An 18,846-nucleotide genomic window follows, 5' to 3' on the forward strand; every position below is an offset into this window, starting at 1 on the left:
ATGTCCGTGCACACCATGGAAACCCTGGCGCTGTTCGACAGCGCGCCCTACCAGAACGCCTTCAGCGCCCGGGTGATTGCCATCAGCGAACACGGCATCGCCCTAGAGCACACGCTGTTTTACCCCACCGGCGGCGGCCAGCCGGGAGACACCGGCTACCTCACCCTGGCCGATGGCACGCGTGTCGAGGTGGTCGGCACCGTGCGCGACCCGGTGCTGCGCTCAATCATCTGGCATCAGGTGGAACATTGCCCTGAGCAGTTGACCGCCGGGGTGCAGGTGGATGCGAGCCTGGACTGGGAGCGCCGCTACCAGCACATGAAGATGCACACCTGCCTGCACTTGCTGTGCTCGATCATTGATGCGCCCGTCACCGGCTGCAGCATCAGCGCGGACAAGGGTCGACTGGATTTCGACCTACCGGAAATGACCCTCGACAAAGACAGCATCACCCGCGACCTCAATGCATTGATCGAACAGGCCCACGCAGTAAAAACGCTGTCGATGCCGGCCTCGGAGTATTCAACCCTGTTGCAGATCACGCGCACCCAGGCAGTTGCACCGCCGGTGATCCAAGGCTCGGTACGGGTGATCGACATTACCGGGATTGATATCCAACCCTGCGGCGGCACCCATGTGATCAATACCGAGGAAATCGGCCGAGTGTTCTGCGAGAAGATCGAGAAGAAGAGCAAACACAACCGCCGGGTGATTCTGCGGTTTGAGTGAAAGCTTGATGCCAGCACGCTCAAGCATGGGGAGGGTGCCCCATGCTGGCTGATGCGATGCCAAGCCCTACTACTTCTGCTCGCTGATTTTCTTACTCAACGCCTTGATCTGCTCTTGGAGCTGCGAAACCACTGCTTTGAACTGAACGTCCATCTGATCAAGCCCGGCCTGAAGCTGTGCGTTCTCCTGCATGAGCGCTTCAATACCGCGAGGAGCAGACGCTTCTGGCTCATTGCTCGGGGCCTGCGTTTCGTCAGTCGCGGGGGCCGCTGCGTCATCAGTCGCGGGGGCCGGTACCTCATCAGTTGCGGGCGACGGTGCGTCATCAGGCGTGGCCGCCAGTGGTTGGGGTGAAGAGTCAGCCTCAACGGTATCCTGCGGCCCAGAAGGTGGCGGGGTTTGAGCAGTGCCAAGCGTATCGATGCGTTGAGTCAACGTCTGGATTTGCTCTTGCAGTTGTTGAATCGCCGTCTTGAGCTCCCCAAACAAACTTAAAATGTCCTTGCGAAACTCTTTGATCTCACGGTTCAACTCTTCAAGGCTCTGACCCTGGCCAGGCTCAGTACCTGATGCGTCTTGCGTGGACGGCAAATCGTTTGATGGCGCAACGCCCTGTTCACCTGCGGAACGGTTCTGCAGCGTGCCGCCAGGCTCATTTGAGGTGCCCTGAGTGGCTTTGTCTGGCGTATTGAGTTGCTGAGTCAGGTCGACGACTTGCTTTTGAAGGTTCTGGATCTGCGGCCTGACCTCGGCGGAAAACCCCTGGAGCTTGGCACGAAGCTCGTTATTTTTTTGAGTCAGCGCTGCTAACTGGCCTGCTGAACCTGCGCCCTGTGACTGCTGCGAGTGAACGATTCTGTTGCGACTCGAAAACGGACCACGCTGTTCGGGCGTCATTGGGGCACGGGGAGGTGCCGAATCGGCCGGGGTGCCGTACTGTCCAGATGCGTTGGCGCTGTCTTGGTAGCGGATGGGCGCCGGGTTTTTTTGCGGTTCTTCATAGCCAACGGTGTAGGGGGCTGGCCGAGTGTTTACGCTAGTCATAGTTACCTTCCCAGATTCAGGTATTGAATTCGCAATTGCCGATTACCAGAGGCCTGCAGTTGCAAGCCGTCTGCTTACCTGATTGGCATATATCTGAAAGAGGGTTCCGAGGCTGTAGGAAGTGTGAGTAGCTATTTGTTTCATAGGCAAAAAAACGGCTATGTCTGGCGGCTTGCGTAACGGGCGCGCAGCTGAAACACCCACCCCTTAGACGCAGTTCGTACAGGGAACTGACAGCAAATTTATGTGCTTGTAACATTCAGAAACGTACAATCCCGCCAGCAACGCCGCGTTGCCCCTGACTCACGAAAACAGCGCCCATCCTTCTCGGTGGGGCATTCGTGCGGCAGCTAAGCTCACTCCCCACCACGCCCCTGAACCTGAACGCTGCAGGACTGACTGCCTATGAACAGAGTGTTCCGTCACTATTTACCGGCGTCCACGCTGCGCTTGCTGCCCAACCGCTGGGACTTGGTCGCCCTGCCCCTGGTGATCGGCTTTCTACTGTTTTTTTCCATCACCGCCCGCGAGACTTGGGCGCCTATCGCCACCTTGCAAAGTGAAGTCATTTCCCTCGACCCGGCCAACCTGCCGGAGTACGCGATGCGCACCACGTTGCGCATGCTCGCGGCGATGGTCGCGGCGCTGATCTTTACGCTGTTGTACGGCACCCTGGCGGCCAAAAGCCGGCGCGCCGAGAAGCTGCTGGTGCCGGTGCTCGACATCCTGCAATCAGTGCCGGTGCTGGGTTACATCTCCTTTACTGTGACGTTTTTCCTGCTGCTGTTTCCCGGGCGTGTATTGGGCGCCGAGTTCGCGGCGATCTTTGCGATTTTTACCAGCCAGGCCTGGAACATGACGTTCAGCTTCTACCAGTCGCTGCGCATGCTGCCCCATGACCTGGTGGAAGTGTCGACCAACCTGCGCCTCTCCGGTTGGCAAAAGTTCTGGAAGCTCGACGTGCCGTTCGCCATGCCTGGGCTGGTGTGGAACATGATGATGAGCATGTCCGGCGGCTGGTTTTTTGTGGTCGCCTCCGAAGCCATCACCGTCGGCGACAAGACCATCACCTTGCCGGGCGTGGGTTCGTACCTGGCCCTGGCGATTGCCCAGAAAGACCTGCACGCCGTGGGGTATGTGATTCTGGCGATGGTGGTGGTGATCCTGCTGTACGACCAGTTCCTGTTTCGCCCCTTGGTAGCCTGGGCGGACAAATTCCGCATGGAAAACACCGCCTCCCAGGGCGCCGCGCCGCAGTCTTGGGTGCTGAACCTGATCCAACGCACGCGCGTGGTCCAGCGCATCCTGCGCCCGATCACGCGCGCCATCAGCCGCCTCGGCAACAAACGCTTCAGCCTCGCGGGCGGTGCACTCAAGGCGCTGCCGGCGCAAACACCGGCAACCTCGAAAGTGATCGATTGGGTGTGGGGCACACTGATTGCGCTGATGGCCGCCTATGCGCTGTACCACATCGTGCTGTACGTCGGCACCGAGGTGACCTTCGCCGAGGTCGGCCACGTGTTTGTACTGGGCTTGATCACGCTGCTGCGGGTCACCGGGTTGATCCTGATCGCTTCGCTGATCTGGGTGCCTTTGGGTGTAATGATCGGTTTGCGCCCAAGCCTTGCGGAAAAAATCCAGCCGCTGGCGCAGTTCCTTGCCGCGTTCCCGGCGAACCTGCTGTTCCCGGTGTTCGTCATCGTGATCCTGCACTACAAGCTCAACCCCGACATCTGGCTGAGCCCGCTGATCGTGCTGGGCACCCAGTGGTACATCCTGTTCAACGTGATCGCCGGGGCCAGCGCGTTCCCGAATGACTTCAAGGAAGCCGCCGCCAACTTCCGCATTCGCGGCTGGCTGTGGTGGCGCAAGGTGATGCTGCCGGGGATCTTCCCCTACTACGTCACCGGTGCCATTACCGCCTCGGGCGGCGCGTGGAACGCCAGTATCGTTTCCGAGTACGTGTCTTGGGGCCAGGACAACGTGGTCGCCCACGGGTTGGGTGCCTACATCGCACAGACCACCGCCGCCGGCGACTTCCCCAAGATCGCCTTGGGCGTGGTGGTGATGTCGATCTTCGTGGTGGCCTTCAACCGCGCCGTGTGGCGGCCGATGTACGCCTTGGCTGAAAACAAACTTCGTCTGAATTGATGGGATTCGCTGTGATGAATACCTCTACCGAACACGCTGCTGATACGCCGAAAATCTACTCGCTGAAAAACGTCAACCGCGTCTTCGGCAAAGGCAAAGACGAACTGCAAGTACTCAGCGGCGTGGATTTGAGCCTGCACGAAGGCGAGATCGTCGGCATGCTCGGCCGCTCCGGCTCAGGCAAGTCCACGCTGTTGCGCATCATCGCCGGGCTGATTCAGCCGTCGTCGGGCGAAGTCCTCTATAACGGCGTGCCATTGCACGGCCCGGCCGAAGGCGTGGCCATGGTGTTCCAGACCTTTGCGCTGTTCCCCTGGCTGACCGTGCTGGAAAACGTCGAGGCCGGCCTGCAAGCCTTGCAGGTCGAACGCAAGGAAAGCCGCCGCCGCGCCCTGGCCGCCATCGACCTGATCGGCCTAGACGGCTTTGAAAACGCCTACCCGCGTGAGTTGTCCGGCGGCATGCGCCAGCGCGTGGGGTTTGCCCGCGGCCTGGTGGTGAACCCGACCTTGCTGCTGATGGACGAACCCTTCTCCGCCCTGGACGTGCTCACCGCCGAAACCCTGCGTACCGACTTGCTGGATTTATGGAGCGGCAAACAGCTGCCGATCAAGTCCATCCTGATCGTGACCCACAACATCGAAGAAGCGGTGCTGATGTGCGACCGCATCCTGGTGTTGTCGTCCAACCCCGGCCGTGTGGTCGCCGAAATCAAAGTGCCGTTCGCGCACCCGCGCAACCGCCTGGACCCGACCTTCCGGCAAATGGTCGATGACATCTATGCGCTGATGACCGACCGGCGCAGCGCAGATGCCAAAGGCATACCCGAGTTGAAAATGGGCAGCCTGCTGCCGGAAGTGTCCACCAACCTGATGGCCGGCCTGATCGAAACCCTGGCCGCCGAGCCTTACAACGGCCACGCCGGTTTGCCGACGGTTGCCGAACGGCGCCTGCTGGAAGTGGACGACCTGTTCCCAGTGGCGGAGATGCTTGAGCATTTGGGGTTTGCCGAACTCAAGGGCGCCGACATCACCCTCACCGACGCCGGCAAGCTGTTCGCCGACTACGGCACCCAGGAACGCAAAACCCTGTTTGCCGAGCACTTGATCCGGCACGTGCCGTTGGCCGCGCGCATTCATCACGTGCTGCTGGAACGCAGCGGGCATCGGGCGCCACGGGTACGCTTCGAGCAGGAATTGGAAGACTCGATGACCGAAGCTTTTGTGGAAAAAACCCTGGAAAGCGTGGTGGCGTGGGGGCGGTATGCGGAGATTTTTTCGTATGACGACCACACCGAGACATTTAGCCTGGATGATGTGGAAGGCAGTATGTAATTACCTGAGGCCACCACCCATCCAAAGGTGGGAACAGGCTTGTGTGGGAGCGGGCTTGCTCGCGAATGCCGTGTGTCAGTGACAGATGAATTGCCTGACACTCCGCTTTCGCGAGCAAGCCCGCTCCCACATTAGTTTTGTAGTGCCGTCTAAATAACGAACAGATCTACAAACCGGTTAACCGGCGTGGCCTCAAGCCGCGCCTGATCCTTGCACAACGCAAAAATCTCCCCACTGCGCTGCGCGGTAAACCGCGTGGCCAGGTTGGCCTTGAACTTGTCTTCCAGCAACGGAATGCCGTCCACCCGACGCCGACGATGCCCAATCGGGTACTCCACCGCGACCTGCTCGGTGTGAGTGCCATCCTTGAAAAACACCTGCACCGCGTTGGCGATAGAGCGCTTGTCCGCCTCCAGATATTCGCGGCTGTAGCGCGGGTCTTCGACGATGACCATCTTGTCGCGCAACTCATCAATGATCGGATACGCGGCGTGGAATTCATCCTCGTACTGCTCGGCCACCAGATTGCCAAAGGCCAGCGGTACGGCGGTCATGTATTGCAGGCAGTGGTCGCGGTCGGCGGCGTTGGCCAGTGGCCCGACCTTGGAAATGATGCGAATCGCCGACTCGTGGGTGGTGATCTCGATGCGATCGATGTCAGCCAGGCGATCTTTGACCTGTGGGTGCAACGTCACCGCCGCTTCGCAGGCGGTTTGTGCATGGAACTCGGCGGGAAAGCTGATCTTGAACAGCACGTTTTCCATCACGTAGGTGCCGTAGGGCTGGGACAGGCTGAACGCGCGTTTGTCTTCAGGCTTGAGCGCCAGGTCCTTGTTGGTGTGGCTGAACAGCACGTCGTAGAAAGCCCACTGCGGCGCGCTCAACACACCAGGAATGCCCATCTCGCCGCGCAGGGCGATATCCGCGAGGCGCACGCCACGGCTGGATGCATCGCCTGCCGCCCAGGATTTGCGCGAGCCGGCGTTCGGCGCATGCCGATAAGTACGCAGTGCCTGGCCATCGACGAACGCGTGGGACAACGCAGCCAGCAACTGCTCGCGGTTGGCGCCCATCAGCTTGGCCGTGACCGCCGTGGAGGCGACTTTCACCAGCAGCACATGGTCAAGGCCGACGCGATTGAAGGCGTTTTCCAGGGCAATCACACCTTGGATTTCGTGGGCCATGATCATCGCTTCCAGCACCGCGCGCACGGTCAGCGGCGCGTCGCCATTGGCCACGCGCTTTTGCGAAAGATGATCAGCCACGGCGAGGATGCCACCGAGGTTATCCGAAGGGTGACCCCATTCGGCGGCGAGCCAGGTGTCGTTGTAGTCGAGCCAACGCACAATGCAGCCGATGTCCCACGCGGCTTTGACCGGGTCCAGGCGGAACGAGGTACCGGGCACGCGCGCGCCGAACGGGACGACGGTGCCCTCGACGATCGGCCCCAGGTGCTTGGTGCACTCCGGGAAACGCAGGGCCAGCAGGCCACAGCCGAGGGTGTCCATCAGGCAGTTGCGGGCAGTGTCCAAGGCGTCCCGGGACTCGATGCGGTAATTGAGGACGTAATCGGCGATGTCCTGCAGGACCTGGTCGTAGTCGGGGCGGTTGTTCTGGTCGACGTTGGCGCTCATGGCAGTTCTCCAAACAGTTAGGGGTTGTTCCATCCTCAGGGTCAGGGTTGATCGTGGTGTGGCAGGTCTGATTGCCTGCCTTGGTCGTGCAGATACCACCATTGCGAGTGGGAGCAGGCTTGCCCGCGATGGCGGTCTGTCAGTCGCACATAAGGTGACTGGTCCACCGCATTCGCGGGCAAGCCCGCTCCCACATGGGGTCGGTGCAAGCTGTTAGAAGGCGTCGCCTGGGACGCGGACGAAGCCTTCCATAAGGACTCGCGCGCTGCGGCTCATGATGGCTTTTTTAACGACCCATTCACCGTTCACTTGAGTCGCTTCAGCACCGACACGCAAGGTGCCCGACGGATGCCCGAAGCGCACCGCATTGCGCTCAACACCGCCGGCGGCGAGGTTCACCAAGGTGCCGGATATCGCCGCCGCCGTGCCAATCGCCACCGCCGCCGTGCCCATCATGGCGTGGTGCAACTTGCCCATGGACAGCGCGCGCACCAGCAAATCCACATCACCGGCCTTGATCGCCTTGCCACTGGACGCCACGTAATCGGCAGGTTTGGCCACAAACGCGACCTTCGGCGTGTGCTGACGCTGGGCGGCTTCGTCGAGGTGCTTGATCAGGCCCATGCGCAATGCGCCATAGGCCCGCACAGTCTCGAACATCGCCAGGGCTTTGGGGTCGCTGTTGATTGCGCCTTGCAGCTCGGTGCCGGTGTAGCCGAGGTCTTCAGCGTTGATGAAAATCGTCGGAATGCCGGCGTTGATCAGCGTCGCCTTGAAGGTGCCGACACCGGGCACTTCAAGGTCATCGACCAGGTTGCCAGTGGGAAACATCGAGCCACCGCCGCCCTCTTCTTCCGCCGCCGGGTCCATAAACTCCAGCTGCACTTCGGCGGCGGGAAAGGTCACGCCGTCGAGTTCGAAGTCGCCGGTTTCCTGCACCGTGCCGTCGGTGATCGGCACGTGAGCAATGATGGTCTTGCCGATATTCGCCTGCCAGACCCGCACCACGGCCACGCCGTTGCGGGGCACTCGGGCCGGGTCGACCAGGCCGGCGCTGATGGCGAACGACCCCACCGCTGCCGACAGGTTGCCGCAGTTGCCGCTCCAGTCGACAAAAGGCTTGTCGATCGAGACCTGGCCAAACAGGTAGTCCACGTCATGATCGGCGCGGGTGCTCTTGGCCAGGATCACGGTTTTGCTGGTGCTCGAAGTGGCGCCGCCCATGCCGTCGATTTGCTTGTCGTAGGGGTCGGGGCTGCCGATCACCCGCAACAGCAAGGCATCGCGCGCGGCACCCGGCACCTGCGCGGCGGCGGGCAGGTCCTTGAGGCTGAAAAACACGCCCTTGCTGGTGCCGCCACGCATGTAGGTGGCGGGGATCTTAATTTGCGCTGCGTGTGCCATGGTTAACCTCTCAGGCGGTCGCCGCCGATTCCAGGAAGTCCTGGGCAAAACGTTGCAACACGCCGCCCGCCTCGTAGATCGACACTTCTTCGGCGGTGTCCAGGCGGCACGTCACCGGCACCTCGACACGTTCGCCATTCTTGCGGTTGATCACCAAGGTCAGCTGCGCACGCGGGGTGCGTTGGCCGACCACGTCATAGGTTTCGCTGCCATCGATGTTCAGTGTGTGACGGTCAGTACCCGGCAGGAACTCCAGCGGCAACACGCCCATGCCCACCAGGTTGGTGCGGTGAATACGCTCAAAACCTTCGGCGGCAATCGCTTCCACACCGGCCAGGCGTACGCCCTTGGCCGCCCAGTCGCGGGACGAACCCTGGCCGTAGTCGGCGCCGGCAATGATGATCAGCGGCTGCTTGCGCTCCATGTAGGTTTCGATGGCTTCCCACATGCGCGTGACCTGGCCTTCCGGCTCGATACGCGCCAGGGAACCCTGCTTGACCTTGCCGTTTTCCTGGACCATTTCGTTGAACAGTTTCGGGTTGGCAAAGGTCGCGCGCTGCGCGGTCAAGTGGTCGCCACGGTGGGTCGCATAGGAGTTGAAGTCGACCTCCGGCAGGCCCATTTTCGCCAGGTATTCACCGGCGGCGCTGCCCGGCATGATCGCGTTGGACGGCGACAGGTGGTCGGTGGTGATGTTGTCCGGCAGCACCGCCAGCGGGCGCATGCCCTTGAGCGGGCGCGCACCGGCTAACGCGCCTTCCCAGTACGGCGGGCGGCGGATGTAGGTGCTTTGCGGGCGCCAGTCGTACAGCGGCGCGACTTTGGGGCCGGTGTCTTCGTGGATCGCGAACATCGGGATGTAGACCGCGCGGAACTGCTCCGGCTTGACCGAGGCCTTGACCACCGCGTCGATCTCTTCGTCGCTCGGCCAGATGTCTTGTAGGCGGATTTCTTTGCCGTTGGCGTCGAGGCCAAGCACGTCTTTTTCGATGTCGAAACGGATGGTGCCGGCAATCGCGTAGGCCACCACCAATGGCGGCGAAGCGAGGAACGCTTGCTTGGCGTACGGGTGAATGCGCCCGTCGAAGTTGCGGTTACCCGACAACACGGCGGTGGCGTACAGGTCGCGGTCGATGATTTCTTGTTGGATCACCGGGTCGAGTGCGCCGGACATGCCGTTGCAGGTGGTGCAGGCGAATGCCACGACACCAAAACCCAGCTGCTCCAACTCGTGGGTCAAGCCCGCTTCGTCGAGGTACATCGCCACGGTTTTCGAACCCGGCGCCAGCGAGGATTTGACCCACGGCTTGCGCGTCAGCCCAAGCTTGTTGGCGTTACGCGCCAGCAGGCCGGCAGCGATCACGTTGCGCGGGTTACTGGTGTTGGTGCAGCTGGTGATGGCGGCAATGATCACCGCGCCGTCGGGCATTTGCCCCGGCACTTCGTCCCACTGGCCGCTGATGCCCTTGGCCGCCAGGTCGCTGGTGGCGACGCGGGCGTGCGGGTTGCTCGGCCCCGCCATGTTGCGCACGACGCTGGACAGGTCGAAGGTCAGGCCACGCTCGTACTGCGCGCCCTTGAGGTCATCCGCCCACAGGCCGGTGTGACGCGCGTATTGCTCCACCAGGGTGACTTGTTCGTCTTCGCGGCCAGTGAGTTTCAGGTAGGCGATAGTCTGCGGGTCGATGTAGAACATCGCCGCCGTGGCGCCGTATTCCGGGGCCATGTTGGAGATAGTCGCGCGGTCGCCCAGGGTCAGTTTGGAGGCGCCTTCGCCGAAGAACTCCAGCCACGCGCCGACCACTTTTTGTTTACGCAGGAACTCGGTCAGCGCCAGCACCATGTCGGTGGCGGTGATGCCGGGCAACAGCTTGCCGGTGAGCTCCACGCCGATGATTTCCGGCAGGCGCATCCACGAGGCACGGCCGAGCATCACGCTCTCAGCTTCGAGGCCGCCGACGCCGATGGCGATCACGCCCAGGGCGTCTACGTGCGGCGTGTGGCTGTCGGTGCCGACGCAAGTATCAGGGAAGGCCACGCCATCGCGCACCTGGATCACCGGGGACATTTTCTCCAGGTTGATCTGATGCATGATGCCGTTGCCCGGTGGGATCACGTCGACGTTCTTGAAGGCCTTTTTGGTCCACTCGATAAAGTGGAAACGGTCTTCGTTGCGACGGTCTTCGATGGCGCGGTTTTTCTCGAACGCGTCGGGGTCAAAACCACCGGCTTCGACGGCCAGGGAGTGGTCGACGATCAGTTGGGTCGGCACCACCGGGTTGACCTGGGCCGGGTCACCGCCTTGCAGGGCGATGGCATCACGCAGGCCGGCGAGGTCGACCAATGCGGTCTGGCCGAGGATATCGTGGCACACCACGCGCGCCGGAAACCATGGGAAGTCGAGGTCGCGCTTGCGGTCGATCAGTTGGCTCAGGGACGCATTGAGCGTGGCCGGGTCGCAGCGGCGCACCAGGTTCTCCGCGAGTACGCGTGAGGTGTAAGGCAAGGTGGCGTAGGCGCCAGGGGTGATTGCATCGACGGCCGCACGGGCGTCGAAGAAATCCAGGCGGCTGCCGGGGAGCGATTTGCGAAATTCAGTGTTCATCGTCAGGACTCGGTCACGGTAGGTTCACAGGGTGGACTGTCGACACTGGCCTGGCTTTCTGTGGGAGCTGGCTTGCCTGCGATGGCATCACTGCGGTGTGACAGGTACACCTGGGTGATTCGATCGCAGGCAAGCCAGCTCCCACAGAACAGCACATTTGCCAAAGTGCTCAGCTCATCCCATTCAGCGACGTTCGATTGGCACGAACTTGCGCTGCTCTACGCCGATGTACTCGGCGCTTGGACGGATGATGCGGTTGTTGGCGCGCTGTTCGAACACATGCGCGGCCCAGCCAGTGAGGCGCGAACACACGAAGATCGGTGTGAACAGCTTGGTCGGGATGCCCATGAAGTGGTACGCCGAGGCATGGTAGAAGTCAGCGTTGGGGAACAGTTTCTTCTGCTCCCACAGGGTCTTGTCGATGGCTTCCGAGACCGGGAACAGCACCGTGTCGCCCACTTCGTCAGCGAGCTTTTTCGACCAGCCCTTGATCACTTCATTACGCGGGTCGTTGTCTTTGTAGATCGCATGGCCGAAGCCCATGATCTTGTCTTTGCGCGCCAGCATGCCGAGGGTGCCTTCGACGGCTTCTTCAGCCGAGCCGAAACGCTCGATCATTTCCATCGCCGCCTCGTTGGCGCCGCCGTGCAGCGGGCCGCGCAGCGAGCCGATGGCGGCGGTGACGCAGGAATACAGGTCGGACAGGGTCGAGGCACACACGCGAGCGGTAAAGGTCGATGCGTTGAATTCGTGCTCGGCATAGAGAATCAGCGACACGTTCATGACCTTCTCGTGCAGCTCGCTCGGCTTCTTGCCATGCAGTAGGTGCAGGAAGTGGCCGCCGATGCTCGGCTCGTCGGTCACGCAGTCGATGCGCTGGCCGTCGTGGCTGAAGCGGTACCAGTAGCACATGATCGCCGGGAAGGCGGCGAGCAGGCGGTCGGTGACATCACGTTGCACGCTGAAGTCTTTCTCGGGCTCGATATTGCCCAGGAACGAACAACCGGTGCGCATTACGTCCATCGGGTGGGCGTCGGCAGGGATGCGCTCCAGCACTTCTTTCAGCGCCTGGGGCAGGTCGCGCAGTTTGCTCAGCTTGTTGCTGTAGGCGGCCAGTTCGGCTTTGGTCGGCAGCTCGCCGTAGAGCAGCAGGTAGGCGACTTCTTCAAATTGCGCATCGGCGGCGAGTTCGCGCACATCATAACCACGATAGGTCAGGCCGGCACCGGCCTGGCCCACGGTCGACAGTGCGGTCTGCCCGGCCACCTGGCCACGCAGGCCGGCACCACTCAATACTTTTGCTTCAGCCATGGTTCTTCTCCAATTTTGTAGTTATTCAGGGAAGCCGTTCTTTACTTTTTCGCGGCGAACAGCGCGTCGAGCTTCTGCTCGAAGGTGTGGTAGTCGATGCGATCGTAAAGCTCCATGCGGGTTTGCATGGTGTCGATCACGTTCTGCTGGGTGCCGTCGCGACGGATCGCGGTGTAGACGTTCTCGGCGGCCTTGTTCATGGCGCGAAAGGCCGAGAGCGGGTACAGCACGATGGAAACATCGGCAGATTTCAACTGTTCGGTGGTGTACAGCGGGGTCGCGCCGAATTCGGTGATGTTGGCCAGGATCGGCGCTTTCACGCGGGAGGCGAAGAGTTTGTACATCTCCAGCTCAGTGATGGCTTCCGGAAAGACCATGTCGGCGCCGGCTTCGATGCAGGCGGCAGCGCGTTCCAGGGCGGACTCCAGGCCTTCGACGGCGAGGGCGTCGGTGCGAGCCATGATCACGAAGCTGTCATCGGTGCGCGCATCCACGGCGGCCTTGATGCGGTCGACCATTTCTTGCTGGGACACGATTTCTTTGTTCGGGCGATGACCGCAGCGCTTGGCGCCGACCTGGTCTTCGATATGAATGGCGGCGGCGCCGAACTTGATCATCGACTTGACCGTGCGCGCCACGTTGAAGGCCGAGGAGCCGAAGCCGGTGTCCACGTCCACCAGCAGCGGCAGGTCGCACACGTCGGTGATGCGGCGCACGTCGGTGAGTACGTCATCCAGGCCGGTAATCCCCAAGTCCGGCACGCCGAGGGAACCCGCGGCTACACCGCCACCCGACAGATAAATCGCCTTGAAACCGGCGCGTTTGGCCAGCAGCGCGTGGTTGGCGTTGATCGCGCCCACCACTTGCAATGGGTGTTCGCTGGCGACTGCATCACGGAAACGCTGGCCTGGAGTGGTTTTATTGTTGGAACTCATGACTCACCTCGCTGAGTGGCTGTCTGGGGGGCACCGTCCGGGAAGTGACGGGCGATATTGCGTTTGGAGGCGCCGATATGGCGGCGCATCAACAGTTCGGCCAGTTCACCGTCGCGATCGGCGATCGCGTCAAGAATGCGGTGATGCTCGGCAAAGGCCTGGCGTGGACGATTAGGGGTGGCGGAGAACTGGATGCGGTACATGCGCACCAATTGGTACAGCTCACCGCAAAGCATTTGGGTCAGGGTGCGATTACCGGCGCCTTGAATTATCCGGTAATGAAAATCGAAGTCGCCTTCCTGCTGGTAGTAGCCCAGGCCGGCTTGGAACGCTTCGTCACGTTCGTGGGTGTGCAACACCTGGCGCAGCTCTTCGATTTCCGCGTCGGTCATGCGCTCGGCGGCCAAACGGCAGGCCATGCCTTCCAGGGATTCGCGGATTTCATAGAGCTCGATCAGCTCGGCGTGGCTCAAGGACACCACTCGCGCGCCAACGTGAGGCACGCGCACCAGCAGGCGCTGGCCTTCCAGGCGGTGGATCGCTTCGCGCAACGGCCCGCGGCTGATGCCGTAGGTGCGCGCCAGCTCCGGCTCGGAGATCTTGCTACCGGGGGCGATCTCGCCCTTGACGATCGCGGCCTGGATACGCCGGAAGACGTTCTCGGACATGGTCTGGGAATCGTCTTGCGCCACCACTGGGGTTTCCAGCTGATCCAGCATATTGTCGACACCTTTAAAAGCAATGTGGCAAAAACTAGCCAATCAGCCCCTATTAGTCAAAGAATAAATACACATTGTCGACAATCGTCTAATAATCCCGTCTGCACCTCATCGGGGCATGGCCGCCTGCCAGCGCTGGCGCCAAAAAAGCATCATGTTAGAATGCCCGCCGCTTTTGCCTGACATCACTTGATGAAACGGCGCACGAGGGAGTTTGCGCAGCAATGCCAGTCGCCTTGAATAAACATCGCACTGCACCGCCTCAGGATCTATGAGACTCAAGCCCTTCCTTCTAGTGTTTTGCCTAGTGTGCCTACCGAGCCTTGGCGTTGCCGCCGAGAAGACCGTGTATGGCCTGAATGAATACGCGAAACTGGCGGGCATTGACCTGGAAGTCGCGGCCAAACTCGACACCGGCGCCAAGACCGCCTCGCTGAGCGCCCGCGATATCAAGCGTTTCAAGCGCAACGGTGAATCCTGGGTACGCTTCTACCTGGCCATCGACACCGCCCATTCCCACCCCATCGAACGCCCCCTGGCCCGCGTCAGCAAGATCAAGCGCCGCGCCGGTGACTACGACCCCGATGAGGACAAGAACTACACCGCCCGCCCAGTGATCGCCCTGGACATCTGCATGGGCACTGCTTTACGCAGCATCGAAGTGAACTTGACTGACCGCAGCGCATTCCAATACCCGCTGCTGATCGGCTCCGAAGCCTTGAAACGCTTTGATGCGCTGGTCGACCCCAGTCTTAAATACGCAGCGGGCAAACCTGCCTGCGCCGCCGACGCTCATACCGCCGAGTAAACCGAATGCGCTCTCTGACCCTGCACCTGAAAATCCTGATCACCATCCTGGTGGTGTTGGGTATTTCGGTCACCGCCTACCAGATTTTCGTGCTGGGGATTCCCGTCACCGAGGACGCCACCGACGACCTGTGGAACATCGACGCCAAAGTCGAGTTCGTCGCCAACCCCAAAGACCCGGTGAAGGTCTCGATGTTCGTGCCGCCCCTGAGCCGCGACTTCGTCAGCCTCAACGAGAGTTTCATCTCCAATAACTACGGCGTGAGCGTCAACCGCACCGACGGCAACCGCAAGGTCACCTGGTCGGCCCGCCGCGCCAAGGGCAACCAGACGCTGTATTACCGCCTGGTGCTGACCAAGCGTTACAGCGGCGAAAAGGTCAAAGTCAAAGGCCCGACCTTCCGCGACAGCATCGCCGTGGAAGGCCCGGAAAAGATCGCCGCCGAAGCCCTGCTGGCGCCGATCCGCCAGCACTCGGCTGACGTCGAGACGTTTATTACCGAAGCGATCAAGCGCACCAACAACCTCAACGACGACAATGTGAAAATGCTGCTGGCGGGCGACCCGTCGACGCCACACAAAGCCAAAATCGTCGAGTTGCTGCTGTCCATCGCGCACGTGCCGGTGGAAAAAGTCCACACCATCCGCCTCGTCGCCGACCAGCCGCAAACCCCAGAACTGTGGCTGCGCAGCTTCAACGGCAATGACTGGCTGTACTTCAACCCGGAAACCGGTGAGCAAGGCCTGCCCGCCGACCGCCTGCTATGGTGGACCGGCGATGAAAACCTGATCACGGTCGATGGCGGTAAGAAAGCCATGGTGACGTTCAGCCTGAACAACAGCGAAATGAACGCCATTCGTCTGGCCAAGCTGACCGACGAAAATACCGACGCCAATTTCCTCGAATACTCGCTGTACGGCCTGCCGCTGCAAACCCAGCAGACCTTCATGATCATGGTGATGATCCCGATTGGCGTGCTGGTGATCCTGATTCTGCGCAACCTGATCGGCCTGCAGACCCTCGGCACCTTTACCCCGGTGCTGATCGCCCTGGCGTTCCGAGAGACGCAGTTGGGCTTCGGGATTGTGCTGTTCACCATTATTACGGCGCTGGGGCTGTCCCTCAGGTCATACCTGGAACACTTGAAGCTGCAGATGCTGCCCAGGCTTTCGGTGGTGCTGACCTTCGTGGTGGTGCTGATTGCCGCCATCAGCCTGTTCAGCCACAAGCTGGGCCTGGAGCGTGGGCTGTCGGTGGCACTGTTCCCAATGGTGATTTTGACCATGACCATCGAACGCCTGTCGATCACTTGGGAAGAACGCGGCGCCAACCATGCGCTGAAAGTGGCGATTGGTACGCTGTTCGCCGCGTCGCTGGCGCACATCATTATGAGCGTGCCGGAACTGATCTACTTTGTGTTCACCTTCCCGGCGATCCTGTTGATCCTGGTGGGTTTCATGCTGGCCATGGGGCGTTATCGCGGCTACCGCCTGACCGAGTTGGTGCGTTTCAAGGCCTTCCTCAAGGCTGACTCGTAATGTTCGGCTTCTGGAAGACCTGGAAGGCTCTCGAAGCGCGGGGGATCATGGGCATCAACCGGCGTAACGCCGACTACGTGCTCAAGTACAACAAGCGCAGCCTGTATCCGATTGTGGATGACAAGATCATCACCAAGGAACGTGCCATGGCGGCTGGCATCCATGTGCCGGAGATGTACGGGATCATTTCCACTGAGAAGGAAATCGACAAGCTCGACGAGATCATCGGTGGGCGCAGCGACTTCGTGATCAAGCCGGCCCAAGGCGCCGGCGGCGATGGCATCCTGGTGGTGGCCGACCGTTTTGAAGGGCGCTATCGCACGGTGTCCGGCAAGATCATCAGCCATGAAGAAATCGAACATCAGATCTCCAGCATCCTCACCGGCCTGTATTCTTTGGGCGGCCACCGCGATCGTGCGCTGATCGAATACCGCGTGGTGCCCGACCAGATCTTCAAGAGCATCAGCTACGAAGGCGTGCCGGACATCCGCATCATTGTACTGATGGGCTACCCGGTGATGGCCATGCTGCGCTTGCCGACGCGCCAGTCCGGCGGCAAGGCCAACCTGCACCAGGGCGCGATTGGCGTGGGTGTCGACCTGGCCACCGGCCTGACGTTGCGCGGCACCTGGCTGAACAACATCATCACCAAACACCCCGACACCACCAACGCCGTGGATGGCGTGCAACTGCCCAACTGGGACGGTTTCATGAAGCTGGCGGCCAGTTGCTATGAACTGTGCGGGCTGGGTTATATCGGCGTAGACATGGTGCTGGACCAGGAAAAAGGCCCGCTGATCCTCGAACTGAATGCGCGGCCGGGGCTGAATATCCAGATTGCCAACGACTGCGGCCTGACGTTGCGTACCCATGCGGTGGAAGCGCGGTTGGAAGAATTGAAGGCTGCGGGCGTGACAGAAACGCCGGAAGAACGGGTTAAATTCGTGCAGGCGATGTTTGGGCATATCCCGGCCGTGGAAGGCTGAAGGCCTCATCGCAGGCAAGCCAGCGCCCACATTGGAATACGATCAACCTGTGGGAGTTGGCTTGCCTGCGATAGCGTTGTAACAAGCAACCGATCCCTCACGACAGGCCCTCAATCTGCCTATCGTCGACATCCCCTCTAGGACCAAGGCCTACGGGGGACTACAATCGCCTCCCTCGTGCCAACGGCTGATCCACCCCGCATGTCGACCTGTTCTGTACACCCGCTGCCCTACCGGGCCAACCCCGCCGAGTATTTTACGGCGATTCGCCACGCCCCCGGCGCGGTGCTGCTCGACAGCGGCCGCCCGACTGCCGAGCGCGGTCGTTATGACCTGCTCAGCGCCTGGCCGGTGGAAACGCTAACGGTTCGGTCTGACGAAAACGGCAGTGATTTCCTGCAACGCCTACGCGAAAACCTCACGCAGTTGGGTGAAGCGGGTTTGCCTGCTGGTTATGAGTTGCCGTTCGCTGGCGGCTTGATCGGTTACCTGAGCTACGACTTCGGCCGCCACCTGGAACACATGCCGCACTTGGCGGTGGATGACCTGCACCTGCCGGATGCACGCTTTGGGCTGTATGCCTGGGCGCTGATCAGCGATCACCAGGCGCAAACCAGCCAGTTGGTGTTTCACCCCTCGCTTGCTGACAGCGAGCGACAACGCCTGATTGCGCTGTTCAACGCTGAAACTGCCAACCTCCCGGCGAGTTTCAAACTGAACGGCCCCATGGCCCCAGACCTGAGCGCCGAAGCTTACCGGCAAGCCATCGTGCGCATTCAGGATTACATCCAGGCCGGCGACTGCTACCAGGTCAACTTTGCCCAGCGCTTTCGTGCGCCGTGCGTCGGCGATCCGTGGGCGGCTTACTGCGCCTTGCGTGAGGCCTGCCCTACGCCGTTTTCCGGGTTCCAGAGCCTGCCGGACGACGGTGCAGTGCTGAGCCTGTCGCCGGAGCGCTTTGTACACATCAGCCAGCGCCGCGTCGAAACCCGCCCCATCAAAGGCACCCGCCCGCGCGGTTTGACGCCCGAAGAAGACGCAGCCAACGCCGCCGAACTGCTGTCCAGCCCCAAAGACCGCGCCGAGAACCTGATGATCGTCGACCTGCTGCGCAACGACCTCGGCCGCACCTGCCGCACCGGCTCGGTAAAAGTGCCGGAGTTGTTCAGCCTGGAAAGCTACCCCAACGTGCACCACTTGGTGAGCAGCGTCACCGGCACCTTGGCCGACGACAAAGACGCCCTCGACCTGATCGCCGGCAGCTTCCCCGGCGGCTCCATCACTGGCGCGCCGAAGATCCGTGCCATGCAGATCATCGACGAGCTGGAGCCGACTCGACGCGGCTTGTACTGCGGCTCGTTGGTGTACCTGGACGTGCGCGGCGAGATGGACAGCTCCATCGCGATTCGCAGCCTGCTGGTCAAGGATGGCCAGGTGTGCTGCTGGGGCGGCGGCGGGATCGTGGCGGATTCGCAGTGGGAGGCGGAGTATCAGGAATCGCTGACGAAGGTGCGGGTGTTGTTACAAACTTTGGAAGGCTTGTAGCACCCAGCCCTTCCTGACTTTCAGACGCAGAACCGAGCAGCCGAAAAAACCTGAATCAGAACGGTCGTGGACGACGCGTGGGCTGCAGGATAGCGTCCAGCCC

14 protein-coding genes are annotated in these 18,846 nt (G+C 61.3%); 7 read left to right on the top strand and 7 right to left on the bottom strand.

The window, feature by feature from the left end:
• Entirely contained in the window at positions 1 to 729 is a 729-nt protein-coding gene (locus KZH41_RS23175) for an alanyl-tRNA editing protein (protein WP_094949556.1), read from the top strand.
• 69 nt (positions 730 to 798) lie between these two features.
• On the opposite strand, the gene KZH41_RS23180 is transcribed toward KZH41_RS23175, so the two are convergent.
• Positions 799 to 1,773: a hypothetical protein gene (locus tag KZH41_RS23180; RefSeq protein ID WP_263273799.1), complete on the bottom strand. Its 975-nt coding sequence runs from the start codon at positions 1,771 to 1,773 to the stop codon at positions 799 to 801.
• Between the two features lie 405 nt (positions 1,774 to 2,178).
• Here KZH41_RS23180 and KZH41_RS23185 point away from each other — a divergent pair, with 405 nt between their 5' ends.
• Both KZH41_RS23185 and KZH41_RS23190 read left to right on the top strand, forming a co-directional pair.
• A complete protein-coding gene (locus KZH41_RS23185) occupies positions 2,179 to 3,924 on the top strand; it encodes an ABC transporter permease (protein WP_094949554.1) in 1,746 nt (581 codons plus the stop codon).
• 14 nt (positions 3,925 to 3,938) lie between these two features.
• Complete coding sequence (locus tag KZH41_RS23190; protein WP_094949553.1) at positions 3,939 to 5,258, top strand: AAA-associated domain-containing protein; 1,320 nt, start codon at positions 3,939 to 3,941, stop codon at positions 5,256 to 5,258.
• A gap of 149 nt (positions 5,259 to 5,407) precedes the next feature.
• Here the strand turns inward: KZH41_RS23190 and prpD are convergent, their stop codons facing one another.
• The 6 genes from prpD to KZH41_RS23220 all read right to left on the bottom strand — a co-directional run bounded on the left by prpD (position 5,408) and on the right by KZH41_RS23220 (position 13,866).
• The gene (gene prpD, locus KZH41_RS23195) at positions 5,408 to 6,892 is read right to left on the bottom strand and encodes a 2-methylcitrate dehydratase (RefSeq protein ID WP_263273800.1); all 1,485 of its coding nucleotides are present in this window, start codon (positions 6,890 to 6,892) and stop codon (positions 5,408 to 5,410) included.
• A 213-nt stretch (positions 6,893 to 7,105) separates the two neighbouring features.
• Entirely contained in the window at positions 7,106 to 8,296 is a 1,191-nt protein-coding gene (prpF, locus tag KZH41_RS23200) for a 2-methylaconitate cis-trans isomerase PrpF (protein WP_094950303.1), read from the bottom strand.
• A gap of 10 nt (positions 8,297 to 8,306) precedes the next feature.
• Positions 8,307 to 10,901, bottom strand: a complete 2,595-nt coding sequence (gene acnD, locus KZH41_RS23205; RefSeq protein WP_263273801.1) for a Fe/S-dependent 2-methylisocitrate dehydratase AcnD — start codon at positions 10,899 to 10,901, stop codon at positions 8,307 to 8,309.
• A gap of 183 nt (positions 10,902 to 11,084) precedes the next feature.
• Positions 11,085 to 12,212, bottom strand: coding sequence for a 2-methylcitrate synthase (gene prpC, locus KZH41_RS23210; protein ID WP_094950305.1), 1,128 nt, complete (start codon positions 12,210 to 12,212; stop codon positions 11,085 to 11,087).
• Between the two features lie 41 nt (positions 12,213 to 12,253).
• Positions 12,254 to 13,147 (bottom strand): methylisocitrate lyase, encoded by an 894-nt coding sequence (prpB, locus tag KZH41_RS23215; protein WP_021491517.1) that lies wholly within the window; start codon positions 13,145 to 13,147, stop codon positions 12,254 to 12,256.
• A complete protein-coding gene (locus tag KZH41_RS23220; protein WP_064453641.1) occupies positions 13,144 to 13,866 on the bottom strand; it encodes a GntR family transcriptional regulator in 723 nt (240 codons plus the stop codon). Before KZH41_RS23220 ends, prpB begins: the two co-directional genes overlap by 4 nt.
• A gap of 271 nt (positions 13,867 to 14,137) precedes the next feature.
• Here KZH41_RS23220 and KZH41_RS23225 point away from each other — a divergent pair, with 271 nt between their 5' ends.
• The 4 genes from KZH41_RS23225 to pabB all read left to right on the top strand — a co-directional run bounded on the left by KZH41_RS23225 (position 14,138) and on the right by pabB (position 18,743).
• The gene (locus KZH41_RS23225; protein ID WP_094950306.1) at positions 14,138 to 14,674 is read left to right on the top strand and encodes an ATP-dependent zinc protease; all 537 of its coding nucleotides are present in this window, start codon (positions 14,138 to 14,140) and stop codon (positions 14,672 to 14,674) included.
• A gap of 5 nt (positions 14,675 to 14,679) precedes the next feature.
• A complete protein-coding gene (locus KZH41_RS23230; RefSeq protein WP_263273802.1) occupies positions 14,680 to 16,212 on the top strand; it encodes an inactive transglutaminase family protein in 1,533 nt (510 codons plus the stop codon).
• A complete protein-coding gene (locus tag KZH41_RS23235) occupies positions 16,212 to 17,198 on the top strand; it encodes an alpha-L-glutamate ligase-like protein (protein ID WP_094950308.1) in 987 nt (328 codons plus the stop codon). Before KZH41_RS23230 ends, KZH41_RS23235 begins: the two co-directional genes overlap by 1 nt.
• A 201-nt stretch (positions 17,199 to 17,399) precedes the next feature.
• Entirely contained in the window at positions 17,400 to 18,743 is a 1,344-nt protein-coding gene (gene pabB, locus KZH41_RS23240; protein WP_242151889.1) for an aminodeoxychorismate synthase component I, read from the top strand.
• The last annotated feature ends 103 nt before the right edge of the window (positions 18,744 to 18,846 follow it).

The sequence above is a fragment of the Pseudomonas sp. YeP6b genome (assembly GCF_025642995.1).
Taxonomy (GTDB): domain Bacteria; phylum Pseudomonadota; class Gammaproteobacteria; order Pseudomonadales; family Pseudomonadaceae; genus Aquipseudomonas.